This window comes from Actinobacillus porcitonsillarum (assembly GCF_003101015.1).
Taxonomy (GTDB): Bacteria; Pseudomonadota; Gammaproteobacteria; order Enterobacterales; family Pasteurellaceae; genus Haemophilus_A; species Haemophilus_A porcitonsillarum.
Genome location: NZ_CP029206.1, coordinates 638,256 through 654,094, shown reverse-complemented (window position 1 = coordinate 654,094; position 15,839 = coordinate 638,256). Strand labels below are relative to the sequence as shown.

At 41.9% G+C, this 15,839-nt stretch carries 10 protein-coding genes; 5 read left to right on the top strand and 5 right to left on the bottom strand.

Annotated features, from left to right (window positions below; genetic code table 11):
* Positions 1 to 23 precede the first annotated feature (23 nt).
* The 3 genes from glpC to glpA are packed head-to-tail and all read right to left on the bottom strand — an operon-like array spanning position 24 to position 4,235.
* Positions 24 to 1,298, bottom strand: coding sequence for an anaerobic glycerol-3-phosphate dehydrogenase subunit GlpC (glpC, locus tag DDU33_RS03345; RefSeq protein WP_108923156.1), 1,275 nt, complete (start codon positions 1,296 to 1,298; stop codon positions 24 to 26).
* Positions 1,295 to 2,581: a glycerol-3-phosphate dehydrogenase subunit GlpB gene (glpB, locus tag DDU33_RS03340; protein WP_108923154.1), complete on the bottom strand. Its 1,287-nt coding sequence runs from the start codon at positions 2,579 to 2,581 to the stop codon at positions 1,295 to 1,297. The genes glpC and glpB overlap by 4 nt, the downstream gene beginning before the upstream one ends.
* A complete protein-coding gene (gene glpA, locus DDU33_RS03335; protein WP_208620303.1) occupies positions 2,571 to 4,235 on the bottom strand; it encodes an anaerobic glycerol-3-phosphate dehydrogenase subunit A in 1,665 nt (554 codons plus the stop codon). The genes glpB and glpA overlap by 11 nt, the downstream gene beginning before the upstream one ends.
* A gap of 252 nt (positions 4,236 to 4,487) precedes the next feature.
* Between glpA and glpT the strand changes: the two genes are divergently transcribed.
* The 3 genes from glpT (at position 4,488) to glpQ (ending at position 8,009) form a co-directional block, all read left to right on the top strand.
* A complete protein-coding gene (gene glpT / locus DDU33_RS03330; protein ID WP_005819253.1) occupies positions 4,488 to 5,933 on the top strand; it encodes a glycerol-3-phosphate transporter in 1,446 nt (481 codons plus the stop codon).
* A 61-nt stretch (positions 5,934 to 5,994) separates the two neighbouring features.
* A complete protein-coding gene (locus tag DDU33_RS03325) occupies positions 5,995 to 6,906 on the top strand; it encodes a YncE family protein (protein ID WP_108923150.1) in 912 nt (303 codons plus the stop codon).
* Between the two features lie 23 nt (positions 6,907 to 6,929).
* Positions 6,930 to 8,009, top strand: a complete 1,080-nt coding sequence (glpQ, locus tag DDU33_RS03320) for a glycerophosphodiester phosphodiesterase (RefSeq protein WP_108923149.1) — start codon at positions 6,930 to 6,932, stop codon at positions 8,007 to 8,009.
* A gap of 195 nt (positions 8,010 to 8,204) precedes the next feature.
* Here glpQ and DDU33_RS03315 read toward each other — a convergent pair whose 3' ends face one another.
* Positions 8,205 to 8,948: an MIP/aquaporin family protein gene (locus DDU33_RS03315; RefSeq protein WP_108923147.1), complete on the bottom strand. Its 744-nt coding sequence runs from the start codon at positions 8,946 to 8,948 to the stop codon at positions 8,205 to 8,207.
* Between the two features lie 328 nt (positions 8,949 to 9,276).
* Between DDU33_RS03315 and glpK the strand changes: the two genes are divergently transcribed.
* On the top strand, positions 9,277 to 10,788 hold the full coding sequence (gene glpK, locus DDU33_RS03310) for a glycerol kinase GlpK (protein ID WP_108923145.1): 1,512 nt from the start codon (positions 9,277 to 9,279) through the stop codon (positions 10,786 to 10,788).
* Between the two features lie 139 nt (positions 10,789 to 10,927).
* Here glpK and DDU33_RS03305 read toward each other — a convergent pair whose 3' ends face one another.
* Positions 10,928 to 11,563: a YagU family protein gene (locus DDU33_RS03305; RefSeq protein ID WP_108923143.1), complete on the bottom strand. Its 636-nt coding sequence runs from the start codon at positions 11,561 to 11,563 to the stop codon at positions 10,928 to 10,930.
* Between the two features lie 294 nt (positions 11,564 to 11,857).
* On the opposite strand from DDU33_RS03305, the gene purL reads away from it, so the two are divergent.
* On the top strand, positions 11,858 to 15,754 hold the full coding sequence (gene purL, locus DDU33_RS03300; protein WP_108923141.1) for a phosphoribosylformylglycinamidine synthase: 3,897 nt from the start codon (positions 11,858 to 11,860) through the stop codon (positions 15,752 to 15,754).
* The last annotated feature ends 85 nt before the right edge of the window (positions 15,755 to 15,839 follow it).

Below are 15,839 nucleotides of genomic sequence, written 5' to 3'. Positions count from 1 at the left end.
AGGGAGCAAAGAAAAGAGAAATATTACTTCGCTAACGCCATTGATAATAGCGTAAACGGATGTAAGCACGTAACATTGCTCGACATATCGATCTGCCATTTACAGGTTTGACATTCCGAAATCACGTAATCCGCGCCGCTTTCATTGATGGCTTCAAAGAGTGTTTTACCAATGGCTTGTGAGCTTTCATAGTTTTCTGCTTTAAAGCCGTATGTACCGGCAATACCACAACATTGAGACGGTAGAACCACCACTTCAACCCCTGGGATCTGTTTCAGAATTTCAAGGGTATAAGGCGCCCAACCGGCTTTTTCTACATGGCAAGCGGTATGATAAGCCACTTTAAGATTGAGCGGTTTAAGCGGTAGTTTTTTCCCTTGTTGTAACAATTTATAGAGATAAACCGTTGCCAAATGAATATGTGGGCGTACTTTAGCGTTATCGACACCTAAAATATGATGATATTCGTCTCGTAAATTCAATGTACAACTTGACGCCTCGCCAATAACATCTAAGCCGTTTTCATCAACCATTTTGCCAATGTAATCGGTATTAAATTGCGCAATTTTTTTCGCTCGTTCAGGGAAGCTATTTACCATTAACGGTAATCCACAGCATTTCTCTTTTTCAAGCAAGACCACACCGATATTTAAGGCATTAAAGACCTCAATCACTTCTTTACCTAACTGTGGATTGTTGTAGTTCACATAACAACCGTGGTAGTAAGCTATTTTATCGGTATATTTGGCTTGCTCCGCCATCATTTTTTTCTTATACCAATTGCGGAATGTACCAAACGCATATTTTGGTAATTGGCGATGTTTACTCACACCAATCGTTTTTTCAAGCAAGAACTTCGTTGCTTTTAAGCCCGTAATGGTATTCACAATTGGGGCTAATGGCGTATTCATCGTTCCCATAATGTCAGTATTACTTAAAATCGCATCACGGAATTTATGAACAAGCGGTTTATTTTGGCGATCCATATGCGAATTTCTGGCTCGCACGATAATATCGCCAATTTTAACATCTGAAGGGCAAGCCACTTCACAACGCTTACAGTTTAAGCAGTATTTCAATGCTTCATCATAGAAGTTCTCGCTTTTTAAGCGTAAACGTTCGCCGTCCGGTCCAGACTGTTTTGGCCCCGGGTAGAACGGATTAACTTTGGTAACCGGACACACAGCAGTACACGCCGTACATTTTAAACAGCTCTCAAAACTCGGGTCAAAATATTGATGCGAAACAGGCTCTTGCATCTCTTTTTTCGCATTATTGATTAAATCCATAATACTCATTTTGCTGCTCCTATTTGCTCTGCCACGGTTAGCGCTGTCACAATCGCAACGCCCGATCCACAACCTAATTCAATACCGTTATACCCGCCAATCACGCTCCCTACCGCATATAAATTCTCGATAGTTTCGCCTGCTTTTTGGACTTGGCAACTTCCGTTAATCACAACACCTGCCGATTGATAAGGCTGTGGCGAAGCGAAGCGGCTATGTGTCCATGTTAAGCGGTCTGATTTATCAAATGTTTTGCTATTTAAAATATCCGCTTCAAAAACGGGTTCATAAACACGCTCAAATTCGCCTACTAAACCATTGCTAAAGAACGATCCGGAAGCCAAGACAAAATGTTCAGCCCCAATTGGGTCGTCTTCGTGCAATGAGGTAAAGATGTGTTTCACTTTACCCGCTTCAAAGGTTGCGCTTAACGCTTTATCGCCGTTGATCATCAACCCACCTAAACTTTCAAAATAGTGGCGAAGTTGTTTACGTTGGCGACCACCTAATAATGAAGGCGGTAACGTTGGTAATTCGTATAATGATAAACGTGTCGCTTCTTTTAGTCCGTTAAAGAAACTTTGATCGTCCAACCCAAAACATGCCGGTAAGAAGACGGCATCTGCCTCTTTTGCTTTTTGTTTAATCTCTTGGACTAATTCGTTAAACGATAATTTGTGCTCTAATAATTGTGCAATGTTCACACTACGGAACTCACGGCTATTTTCACGCAAATAATCTAATTCCGGAATGTTCAAATAATCGATCGTCAGTTCACAATGCGAAAATTGCGGTTGGCGTTTCAAATTATCCGCTAAAAGCTGTGGTTGGAAGTCGTGGTAACCTTCAATCCCTAAAATGGCGATTTTCTGATGAGCAAAAGGTGCATTGTCCTCTAACATCGGCACGCTATTTGGCGATAACCACGTACGGCGTAAACCTCCCAATGGGGTGACTTTTGTATGATTATGTGCCGTCGAACCGATTAAATCTAAACGCAATTTTTTCGCCAGTTGTTCAAACTGCTGTGCTTTGGCTAATACACGCTCTTTACCAATCAAGCTATAAGGATGTTCTGGTGCTTGCTGGCTTAATTCATCTAATGCTTGGTAAACATTTTCAACTTTTTGACCGCTTGGAAGCTGGGAAAGTAAATCCATTGAGCCTGAAGCAAAATCAATAGCTGCTTGCCCATTATTGATGATCGCACAACGTTTTCCTTGTTCTTGTAATGCAATGCCACAAGTCAGCCCGGCTAGACCGCCGCCAATAATGACTACATCAAAATTCATTGCTATTTACTCCCTCTGATTCAGATTGTTGAACATCATTTAAGCCTAACAATCCATAATAAATCCAACTGGTAAACTCCGCTTCACGCATTGCATCTCCCCACATAATCGGTTGAATACCACGCCAGCGTTCTTCCATAAAGGAGGCTAATTGCGTAATAGATTGTGTTGATGTTGCAACATTAAAGCGATTCATCAAGCCAGCCGCTCGGCACGCACAAAGCTCTGCTTGGCATGTTCCCATACCTACACGAGTGCGGCGGCGTAAGTCCACAAGATTGCTTACATTCAGCTCTTCAACAGCATAGCGAACTTCACCCGCTGTTACGGCTTCACATTCACACACCAGCGTTTTATCTAAACGTTCTTTTTCAAGCAAACGTAATGCTCGAGAACCGTGGCGATACACCGCTGAATGGCGAATTGTATTTGGGAGTGAAATAATTTTTTGACTGGTTTCTTCACGGCTTTCATTTGAGCCCGGTAATGGGCGTTCCGCCGTGATACAGCGGTCGGATTTATTCAATTTTTTGCAAACTAAGTCAGTCGCCCATTCCGCCATTAAACGGTAGGTCATGAGCTTACCGCCCGTAATGGTAATAAAACCGTCTAAACCATCACGTTCCGCATGGTCGAGTAACACAATACCACGGCTAACATTACGACCTGAAGGATCATCATCTGTCGCAACCAATGGGCGAACGCCGGCATAGGCTCTTAACACACGAGTATGACGAAGGCTTGGGGCGAGTTTTTCCCCTTCACGGAATAAGATATCCACTTCTTCAGGCGTCACTTCCATATTATCAATTTGATCATACGGAATTCGGCTAGACGTTGTACCGATCACACAAATGGTATCGCCCGGCACTAAAATATCGGCATCGGCTGGCTTGCGGCAACGGTTAATGACCATATTATTGATACGGTGTCCCATCACGAGTAATGCCCCTTTTGCCGGGAACATTTTGATTTTGAGGTCGGCATATTCTGCAATACCTTGCCCCCAGATACCGCCCGCATTTACCACCACAGGCGCAAAAAATTGGCGTTCAACTTGGTTTTTATGATCGAATACTTTTACACCAATAACTTTGCCGCCTTCACGAATAAGCCCTTTGACTTCGCAATAGGTAAAGACTTTCGCACCGTGTTCAGTCGCATCGAGCATATTTGACGCGGTTAAACGGAAAGGGTCGATCGAACCGTCCGGCACTACAACTGCCCCAACTAAATTGGGGTTTACCGATGGCTCCATAAATTTTGCAAGATCCGGCTCAATGGCGACCGCTTCAATGCCTGAGGCAGTACAAGAATCAATAAAGGTTTTTTGGAAATTTAAATCATCTTCCGGTAAGGTAATAAATAGCCCTTTTGTATCATCAATACAATGACGGGCTATTTGCTTGAGAATCATATTTTCTTTGATACATTCTTCTGCGGATTCTCGGTCATTTACTGCATAACGTGCACCACTATGTAATAAACCATGATTTCGTCCTGTTGCCCCCGTTGCAATATCACGGCGTTCAAGTAACACACACTCCAAACCACGCAAAGCACAATCTCGAGCAATCCCTGCCCCCGTTGCGCCACCACCGATAATAATGACATCGGTACTTATCGGCGAAAAATCCGCCGCATTTTGATACATTCGAGGTGATATAGGCATAACACTCTCTCCCACAATAAATAATATATAATTAAAACTGCGTACATTTTAAAAAACACAATTATTTACATCAAGAAAATAAAAAAAAGATTTTTTATTTTGTGAACCAGATCACAAATATAATTAAATCTTCTTTCATCTATTTTTATTTCATATATTATGCAGCGGCATTTAATATATAAAAGTATTAAATTAGTTTGAAACTTAATCAAAATAATAAATTTGGAGTGTTTTATGTTTGGTCCATTTAAACCGGCTCCTCATATTGCGGAGCTTCCGGCAGATAAAATAGATCCTACATACCGCCGTCTTCGTTGGCAGGTATTTGCAGGGATTTTCTTTGGTTATGCCGCATACTATTTTGTGCGTGGTAACTTCGATTTAGCGCAAAAAGGCTTGATTGAAGCAGGCTTATACAATAAAGCTGAATTAGGCGGTATTGGGGCTTGGTTCGGCTTAGCCTATGGCTTATCAAAATTCTTTATGGCTTCTTTCTCAGACCGTTCTAACCCAAGAACTTTCTTAGCATTCGGTCTGTTCTTATCTGGTATGACAATGACCTTAATGGGGTTAGCACCGTGGGCAACCTCGGGTATTGTGGTAATGTCGGTACTTATTTTCTTAAACGGTTGGTTCCAAGGTATGGGCTGGCCACCATGTGGTCGAACAATGGTTCACTGGTGGTCTAAATCAGAGCGTGGAACTATTGTGTCAATTTGGAACTGTGCCCACAATGTAGGCGGTATGGTGCCAGGTTTGATGGTATTCTTAGCTGGTTATTTCTTCTTTACTCGTACAGGAGTTGAAGCCACTGCCAAAGATATTTGGCAAGAAGCTTTATATTACCCTGGTATTGCAGCGTTAATTGCTTCAGTATTAGTGTTCATCGTAATGCGCGATACTCCACAATCTTGTGGTTTGCCATCAATAGAAAAATGGCGTAATGATTACCCTGATGGCTATGATGAAGCAAAATCAGAACAAGAGTTAAAAGCCAAAGAAATCTTTGTGACTTATGTACTGAAAAACAAACTATTATGGTACATCGCTATTGCTAATGTATTCGTATATTTAATTCGTTATGGTGTATTGAAATGGTCACCTGTTTATTTAGGAGAAGTGAAGCATTTTAACATCAAAGGGACTGCTTCTGCCTATATCATTTATGAATTAGCAGCCATTCCAGGTACATTACTCTGTGGTTGGGTATCTGACAAACTGTTCAAAGGTAAACGTGGTTTAACAGGCTTCATCTTTATGATCCTTACCACCGCAGCCGTGGTTGCATTGTGGATGAACCCTGCTACACCTGAAGCTGAATTAGCCCAATACGCAACGCTTCCTTGGTATGAAAATCCATACCAATTGATGGACTTCATTTTAATGACTACGATCGGTTTCTTAATCTACGGCCCAGTAATGTTAATCGGCTTACATGCGCTTGAACTTGCACCGAAAAAAGCAGCAGGTACAGCAGCTGGTTTCACAGGCTTATTTGGTTACTTAGGTGGTACTGTAGCCGCTTCTGCTGTAGTTGGTTGGGCAGCGGAATACTACGGCTGGGATGGTGGCTTCTATGTCATGATCGCAGGTGGTGTATTGGCGGTATTGCTCATGCTTATCGTAATGCTTGAAGAAGGTAAGCATAAAGCGAAATTAGAAGATAGCTATGGTAAATAGTTAATTGTAAAAAGGAAGATGTAACGATCTTCCTTTTTTATCTCAACTACAGGAGGACTCAATGAAATTAAATACACTTGCAGTTTCTATCGGGTGCTTACTTGCTACATCAACACTATATGCAAATGACATGTGTCAAATGCCATATCGTGAGGCCCTACCTGAATATACTTACAAACTTAATAAAGTAATGGAAGTAAATGGGCGGCAAGGTATTACGACAGATGGGAAATATCTCTATGTTTCTGGCAGTGCTAGCCTAGCTAAATATGACTTAAACGGTAAATTGATATTTGAAAATAAGCAACCTTTTATCGGTTATCAAAAAGAAGCCAATCATATCGGAGATATTGATATTCATAACAATGAACTTTACATCTCATCAGAATGGTTTGCCGATGGGGTAGGCACGAATATTCAAATTGCTATCCACGATCCCGATACCCTCGCATTAAAACGCTCTGTTGATTTTAATCCAGATTCCGGTCAAGTAGAAGTTTCAGGTATTGCTGTAGATACTGTAAATAATAGTGTGTGGATGGCATCTTGGGTTGGAGAAGAAAGTGGACGTTATCTCTATGAATACGATTTAACCACGGGTAAGTATAAACGCAAAGTCCACCTACAGCCTGTTCCACAATGGATCCAAGGTATCTATGCCTTTGAAGGAAAACTCTATTTAACCGCAGATGATGGTACTGCAGATGAAAAAGAACACGACCATCTCTATCGCGTTGAAATTTCCGATAAACATAATCAAGGTCGAGTTGTATTAGAACGAGAACTTTCAGATGTTAAAGATTATGGAGAAATTGAAGGACTTGTTGTTAATCCAACAACAAAACAGATGATTATCCATTCTAACCGAGGCAAACAAATTGTATTAGGGATGCCAAAAGGCTTTTATCCTGGCTATGATCGTGAAATTAGTGAACTCTATTTTTACGATATGACGCCAAGATGTAAAAAATAGCTCACTATAAGAAGGAAAACAAAATGAAACTCACAAAATTTGCATTAGGTTTAGTCGCAACAGCAGTATTAGCAGGTTGCTCAACATCAACCCCAGTCGCAACACAATCAGATAAATTAATTATCGCTCACCGTGGTGCAAGTGGTTATTTACCAGAACATACTTTAGAGAGTAAAGCTCTAGCGTTTGGGCAACAAGCGGATTATTTAGAGCAAGATCTTGCAATGACCAAAGATAATCGCCTCGTAGTTATTCACGACCATTTCCTTGATGGTTTAACCGATGTCGCGAAAAAATTCCCAAATCGTGCGAGAAAAGATGGACGCTATTATGTGGCAGATTTCACTTTAAAAGAAATCCAAACCCTTGAAATGACCGAAAACTTCAAAGTAGAAGATGGCAAACAAGTTCAAGTCTATCCAAACCGCTTCCCAATGTGGAAATCTGATTTCAAAATTCACACCTTTGAAGACGAAATTGAATTTATCCAAGGTTTAGAAAAATCCACCGGCAAAAAAATCGGTATCTACCCTGAAATCAAAGCCCCTTGGTTACACCACCAAGAAGGTAAAGATATTGCACTGGAAACTTTAAAAGTGTTGAAAAAATATGGTTATGACCAAAAATCAGATCTTGTTTATCTACAAACCTTTGACTTCAACGAGTTAAAACGTATCAAAACAGAATTGCTACCAAAACTTGGTATGGACGTGAAACTTGTACAATTAGTGGCTTACACTGACTGGCACGAAACGGAAGAAAAAGACAAATCAGGTAAATGGGTAAATTACAACTACGACTGGATGTTCAAACCAGGTGCGATGGCAGAAGTAGCGAAATACGCAGACGGTGTTGGACCAGGTTGGTATATGTTGATCGACAAAGAGAAATCAAAAGTAGGCAACATTGTTTACACTCCATTAGTTAAAGAGTTAGCCCAATATAAGATGGAACTTCACCCGTACACAGTACGCAAAGACGCACTACCTGAGTTCTTTACCAATGTAAACGAAATGTACGATGCTTTATTAAATAAAGCAGGTGCAACAGGCGTGTTTACTGACTTCCCTGATACGGGTGTTGAATTCTTAAAGAAAAAATAAACTTTTAAGAATCACAAGCGGTTAAATATGGAAATTCTTTTACAAAATTAACCGCTTGTAAAATAGAAACCTCAAATAAAGAGATTATTTTGAGGTTTTTATTTTGCTTTAAATCGGCACTATTAAATAAAAAGCCTCAAGCAATTTATATTACTTGAGGCTTTATCGAAGGTTTCTTTAGTATTTCAAAATCATTTACATAATTGCATTATAAACAATGGCTGCCAATACACCACCTGTAATCGGACCTAACACTGGCACCCAACTATATCCCCAGTCTGCAGGTGTTTTTAATACACCGCCAAGTAACACGCCAAGCGTGATACGAGGACCTAAGTCACGAGCTGGATTTAATGCATAACCTGTTGTACCACCAAGACTTAAACCTAATGCCCAAATTAAAATTGCCACAGGAATAGCACCCACAGAACCTAAACCAATCGGAGTTGCTTCCGTTGCCCCAGGCATTGTAATTTCTGCGCCAGTAATATAGAAAATAACAAAGAGCAATACAAAGGTTGCAATCGCTTCACTAATAAAATTGCTGCCATAGTTTCTAATTGCAGGTTCTGTACAGAAACACGCTCGTTTTAAACCTTCCTCTTCTGTTACGGCAAAGTGGTCTTTATAAGAAAGATAAACTAATAAAGCGCCCACAATCGCTCCCGCCATTTGTGCACCAATATAGCCAGCAACCATGTTCCATTCAAAAGCGCCTTTTACTGCAAGCGCAATCGTAACGGCGGGGTTAAAATGAGCCCCGCTATAAGGACCCGCAATAACCACTCCCACATAAACCGCAAAAGCCCAAGCTGTGGTAATGACAATCCACCCCGAACTCTGACCTTTTGTTTTATTTAAACATACATTCGCCACCACTCCATTACCCATTAATATTAAAATGGCTGTGCCAATAAATTCTGCAAGATAAGCATTCATGAGTATTACTCCTAATGAATAAAAAATAATAAACTCATTCTTATTATTTAGAATGAATCATTGAGCAATTTTGTTCATTTTAATATAGCTACTTTTTTAAAGTAGTGCGATTCAGCATTATCTAGATATTCATTTTTTGTTCAATAAGATTTTTCCCAAAATGTTATGTAGATCACAAAATTATTTTTCTTGCAGAAATTTTGTGATCAGCTTCAAAAAAATAATAAATAGTTATTTTTTTTATTAAATATTTAGAGTAAGGTGCTCACGCAATTTGTTCATTTAAATTATTTTCCGTTCATATTCCAATTTTTAGAAGGAAATAACCATGTCTGACAAAAAATATATCATTGCATTAGACCAAGGAACAACGAGTTCTCGTGCCGTTTTATTAGATAAAGATGCGAATATTGTCGAAGTCGCACAACGTGAATTTACTCAATACTACCCAAAAGCTGGTTGGGTAGAACACAACCCAATGGAAATTTGGTCTAGCCAAAGTTCTGTATTAAATGAAGTCGTCGCAAAAGCTGGAATTAAACCTGATGAAATCGCAGGGATCGGGATTACCAACCAACGTGAGACCACCATCGTTTGGGAAAAAGAAACCGGCAAGCCTGTTTACAACGCGATTGTATGGCAATGTCGCCGTACTTCGCCAATTACTGATCAGCTTAAAGCCGACGGACATGAAGAATATATCCGTAAAACCACGGGTTTAGTGGTAGACCCTTATTTCTCTGGCACTAAAGTTAAATGGATTTTAGATAATGTTGAAGGCGCACGTGAAAAAGCAGAACGTGGCGAATTACTATTCGGTACGGTAGATACTTGGTTAGTGTGGAAATTAACTCAAGGTCGTGTACACGTTACAGATTACACCAATGCTTCACGCACCATGTTATTTAACATTCATACCAAACAGTGGGACGACAAAATGCTTGAGCTTTTAAATGTTCCACGTTCAATGCTACCGGAAGTTCGTAACTCCTCTGAAATTTATGGTCAAACGAACATTGGTGGACAAGGTGGCGTCCGTATTCCTGTAGCGGGTATCGCCGGTGACCAACAAGCGGCTCTTTATGGCCACTTATGTGTAAATGCCGGTCAAGCGAAAAATACTTATGGTACAGGTTGCTTTATGTTACTCCACACGGGTGATAAAGCGATTGAATCGAAAAATGGTTTATTAACTACCATTGCTTGTAACGCCAAAGGCGAACCTGAATACGCATTAGAAGGTTCTGTTTTTATCGCAGGTGCTTCTATTCAATGGTTACGTGATGAATTAAAAATTGTTCACGATAGTTTCGATTCAGAATACTTTGCAACCAAAGTGCCTGATTGTAACGGTGTTTATGTTGTACCAGCTTTCACAGGTTTAGGCGCACCATATTGGGATCCATACGCTCGAGGTGCAATTTTTGGCTTATCTCGTGGCGCAAATCGCAATCACATCGTGCGTGCAACCTTAGAGTCTATCGCTTATCAAACCCGTGATGTATTAGAAGCAATGCAATCCGATTCAGGTGAAAAACTTAAAGCATTACGTGTAGATGGTGGTGCAACGGCAAATAACTTCTTAATGCAATTCCAAGCGGATATTCTCAACACTTATGTAGAACGACCACTTGTACGTGAAGTTACTGCCTTAGGTGCCGCATATTTAGCAGGTTTAGCAACCGGCTTCTGGAAAGATTTGGAAGAGCTACGCGATAAAGCCATTGTCGAAAAAACATTCTTACCAGATAACAATGAAGAGAAACGTGAGCGCCGTTATAAAGGTTGGAAAAAAGCCGTTAAACGTTCACTTGAATGGGCAAAAGAGGATGCGGAATAATTTACGCTTAATATCCTAAAATAGACAAGCAGTCGGAATGTGTAAATAAATGACAAAATCTGACCGCTTGATCTATGACTTTAATCAAAAGAAAAAGCCGCAATTTATATTGCGGCTTTCTCATCAATTTATCACAACATTACGCATTTGGATAACGTGTTGCTTCATCAACATCCGGTAAACCTGTAATACGGTTACGTAAATCACGGCGAATTACCTCAATGCTCCAGAACCAGAAGATATGCCCTACTAATTCAGAAATGTGTTCATATAATGGCCATTCTGCAACCGGTGGTGTTAAACCTAGCGCTGGGAATGTGATGTAGTGAACACAGATATTTGCGATGATACCTGCACCGATACCTTGCCAGAATTTAATTTTCGGGAAGATTTCAGCAACGATACAGTAACCAATTGCGAACACTAATGAGAAGATCATATGTGTTACACCGATTGAGTTAAATGGGTGATCTGCAAAAGTGAATGCAACTGTGTTATAAGGGTCAATACCGATGTAATCACGTAAGAATACTGCCGGTGGGTTTAAAACTGCACGTGAACATTGTTCTAATGCACCATTCATTGCTAATGCACCTGAATTTAATGCATCCAATACAGGTTGTGGACACGCAGCTGTGAATAAATCAATTGGGCTACGTGGTGGGAACGGATGCTCTGCACCCCATTTTACGAATGCTGAAATAATGCCGGCAACAATACCAACAAATACCGCCACGCCATAACGACGTTTTGATGATTCTGAGAATAAACTCATAATGATGTCCTCTATAAAAACATAATCAATAAAATAAACAATGACCTGATGGAGCCTTATCCCTCAAAGACGGTCGGATTCTACGCTTGTTTAAACATATTCGCAAATAAAAATACCAATAAAGAAGTATATTTAAACAAATAGAAATATTTTGTTTACAATTTTATCTTTTTATTAACAATCAAAAGAAGTTTATAAGGAATTTCTTCAGATATAATTTCCCAATGCAAACGTTTGCGTTATCCGTTATAATAGCCAAAGTTATTTTTCTTATTTTTTATACGGAACATGCAAATGACTGTACAAACCTTTCGTGGCTCACCTGCCTTATCTGACTTTCGTTTAAACCAACTTCAACAAAAATTCGAGCAACATCAACTGCCTGTCAAATCGGTCTATGCCGAGTATTTGCATTTTGTTGAGTTAAATCGACCGCTTGAAGCTGATGAAACACAAAAAATTCAAGAGCTGTTGCATTATGGTCCAACCCTTGCGGAACACGAGCCAACAGGCTTTTGTTTGATTGTTACCCCACGAGTTGGCACGATTTCTTCGTGGTCGTCAAAAGCGACAGATATTGCCCATAACTGTGGACTAGAAGCAGTAAACCGTATTGAGCGTGGTTTGGCGTACTATTTTGAGTTTGAACAAGCGTTAAATGAAGCAGAGTTGGCAACCCTAAAAGGCTTGTTGCACGACCGTATGTTAGAAACCGTTTTAACCGATGAGAACCAAGCGAGCCAACTGTTCGCCCAACACAAGCCGAAGCCGTTCACAACAGTAGATATTTTAAGCGGCGGTCGCAAAGCCTTAGAAGTAGCAAACGTGGAATTAGGTTTGGCGTTGGCGGAAGATGAAATTGATTATTTGGTGGAAAATTTCACGGCGTTAAACCGCAATCCTCACGATATTGAGCTTTATATGTTCGCACAGGCGAACTCCGAGCATTGTCGCCACAAAATTTTCAACGCAGACTGGACGATTGACGGCGAAAAACAAGAGAAATCGCTGTTCAAAATGATTAAAAACACCTTCGAGAAAACCCCGGATTATGTGCTTTCTGCCTATAAAGATAATGCGGCAGTAATGGAAGGTTCAACCGTAGGTCGCTTCTTCCCAGACCAGGACGGGCAATATCGCTATCATCAAGAAGATGCACATATTTTAATGAAAGTAGAAACCCACAATCACCCGACAGCCATTTCGCCATTCCCAGGGGCAGCGACAGGCTCAGGCGGTGAGATCCGTGATGAAGGGGCAACAGGGCGTGGGGCAAAACCAAAAGCCGGTTTGACAGGCTTCTCTGTGTCTAACTTGGTAATCCCAAACTTTGAACAGCCGTGGGAAAATCCGCTTTCTAAGCCGAACCGTATCGCTTCTGCGTTAGACATTATGATCGAAGGTCCGCTTGGTGGGGCTGCGTTTAACAATGAATTTGGTCGCCCTGCGTTGCTTGGCTATTTCCGTACTTATGAAGAAAAAGTAAACAGCTTTGGCGGAGAAGAAGTGCGTGGTTATCACAAACCGATTATGCTCGCTGGCGGTATCGGTAATATTCGTGCCGAACACGTTCAAAAAGGCGAAATCCCTGTTGGGGCGAAGTTAATTGTGCTTGGTGGCCCTGCGATGAATATCGGTTTAGGCGGCGGTGCGGCTTCGTCAATGGCGTCTGGCAAATCTAAAGAAGATTTAGATTTTGCTTCCGTTCAGCGTGAAAATCCAGAAATGGAACGCCGTTGCCAAGAAGTGATCGACCGTTGCTGGCAGTTAGGCGATGAGAACCCGATTTTATTTATTCACGATGTGGGCGCAGGCGGTTTATCAAACGCAATGCCGGAATTAGTTCACGATGGCGATCGTGGCGGTAAATTCGATTTACGCAAAATTTTGTGTGACGAAAAAGGAATGTCACCGCTTGAAATTTGGTGTAACGAGTCGCAAGAGCGTTATGTATTAGCGGTTGCAGCCGACAAATTGCCATTATTTGAAGCACTTTGCCAACGTGAACGTGCGCCTTATGCGGTGATCGGCGAAGCGACGGAAGAGAAACATTTAACCCTGCACGATGATCATTTTGACAATAACCCGATTGATTTACCGATGAACGTGCTACTCGGCAAAACCCCGAAAATGCACCGTCAGGTTTCGTCAAAAACCGTTCAAAACCCACCGCTTGCACAGGAAGACATTCAGCTTAAAGAAGCCTTCCACCGTGTGTTACGCTTACCTGTGGTCGCAGAAAAAACCTTCTTAATTACCATCGGCGACCGCTCGGTAACCGCAATGGTGGCTCGTGATCAGATGGTCGGCCCGTGGCAAATCCCTGTTGCTGACTGTGCCGTAACTACCGCAAGTTTAGACAGCTACCACGGCGAAGCAATGGCAATGGGCGAACGTGCACCAGTTGCCTTGCTTGACTTCGGAGCATCTGCTCGCTTAGCGGTAGCAGAAAGTATTACCAATATTGCCGCAACCAATATCGGTGATATTAAACGCATTAAACTCTCGGCAAACTGGATGTCAGCGGCAGGTCACGCAGGCGAAGACGCAGGATTGTATGAAGCGGTGAAAGCGGTGGGCGAAGAGCTTTGCCCTGCACTAGGCATTACCATTCCGGTGGGCAAGGACTCAATGTCAATGCGTACCACTTGGGAAGAGAACGGTGAGCAAAAGGCCGTCACCGCACCGCTTTCTTTAGTCATTTCAGCTTTCGCACGCGTGGAAGATGTGCGTAAAACCGTTACTCCACAACTTCGTACTGACAAAGGTGCAACTCGCTTATTGTTACTCGATTTAGGCGAAGGCAAAAACCGCTTAGGTGCAACGGCGTTAGCACAGGTTTACAAACAACTTGGCGATAAACCGGCTGATGTCGTGAATGTGGAAACCTTGAAAAACTTCTTCAACGCAATGCAAGCCTTAGTCGCAGATGATAAATTACTCGCTTACCACGACCGTTCGGACGGTGGTTTAATCACCACCCTTGCAGAAATGGCGTTTGCCGGAAACTGTGGCGTATCGGCTCACATCACCGCATTAGGCGACAACGATTTAGCGGTGTTATTCAACGAAGAACTCGGTGCGGTTATTCAAATCAAAGAGAGCGACTTAAATGCGGTGCGTGATGTGTTGAAAGCTCACAACTTGCTACACATTACCAAAGACATCGGCTCGGCAGCGGAAGGCGATCTGTTTGAAATCACCAGTGGCACACGCAAATTACTCAGTGAAAAACGCTCTGAATTGCGTGGAATTTGGGCGGAACTTACACACCAAATGCAACGCTTGCGTGACAATCCTGAATGTGCCGATCAAGAATTTGAAACCAAAAAAGGCCCAAATAACAAAGGCTTATCCGCATTCTTAACCTATGATGTCAATGAAGATATTGCCGCACCGTTTATCAACCGTGGCGTGAAACCGACAGTGGCAATCTTGCGTGAACAGGGCGTAAACAGCCATTACGAAATGGCAGCCGCCTTCGACCGTGCAGGCTTCAATGCGATTGATGTGCATATGAGCGACTTAATGGCTGGCAGACGCAATCTCACCGACTTCAATGCTCTCGTGGCGTGCGGCGGCTTCTCTTACGGCGACGTACTCGGTGCAGGTGGCGGCTGGGCGAAATCGATCCTATTCAACCCAATGCTACGCGATCAATTCAGCCAATTCTTCGCCAACCCGAATACCCTTGCATTAGGTGTATGTAACGGTTGCCAAATGGTGTCAAACTTGGCGGAAATTATCCCTGGCACAGAAAACTGGCCACGCTTCGTGCGTAACAAGTCCGAACGCTTTGAAGCCCGTGTGGGACTGGTAAAAATCAACGACACCAACTCACTCTGGTTCAGCGGAATGGCTGGCTCGCATATGCCAATTGCCGTTTCCCACGGTGAAGGGCAGGTGGAATTTAAGCGGTCAGATCAGCTTGAAAATTTACAAAAACAGAACTTGGTTATCGCCCAATACATCGACAATAACGGCAACCCAACCGAAGTTTACCCAGCCAACCCGAACGGCTCAGTAAACGGCATTACCGCCATTTCTAACCTAGACGGACGTGTCGCTATTATGATGCCACACCCGGAACGTGTTTACCGCGCAGTAAGCAACTCTTGGTATCCAGAAGACTGGACGGAAGACGGGGCTTGGATGCGGATTTTTAGGAATGCGAGGGTGGTGTTGCAATAATGTAAAATTAATCACAGACTATTATTTATAAAATAGTTAATATAAATTATTTGTTTTCAATGAAATAAAAATGAAGCATATTTGT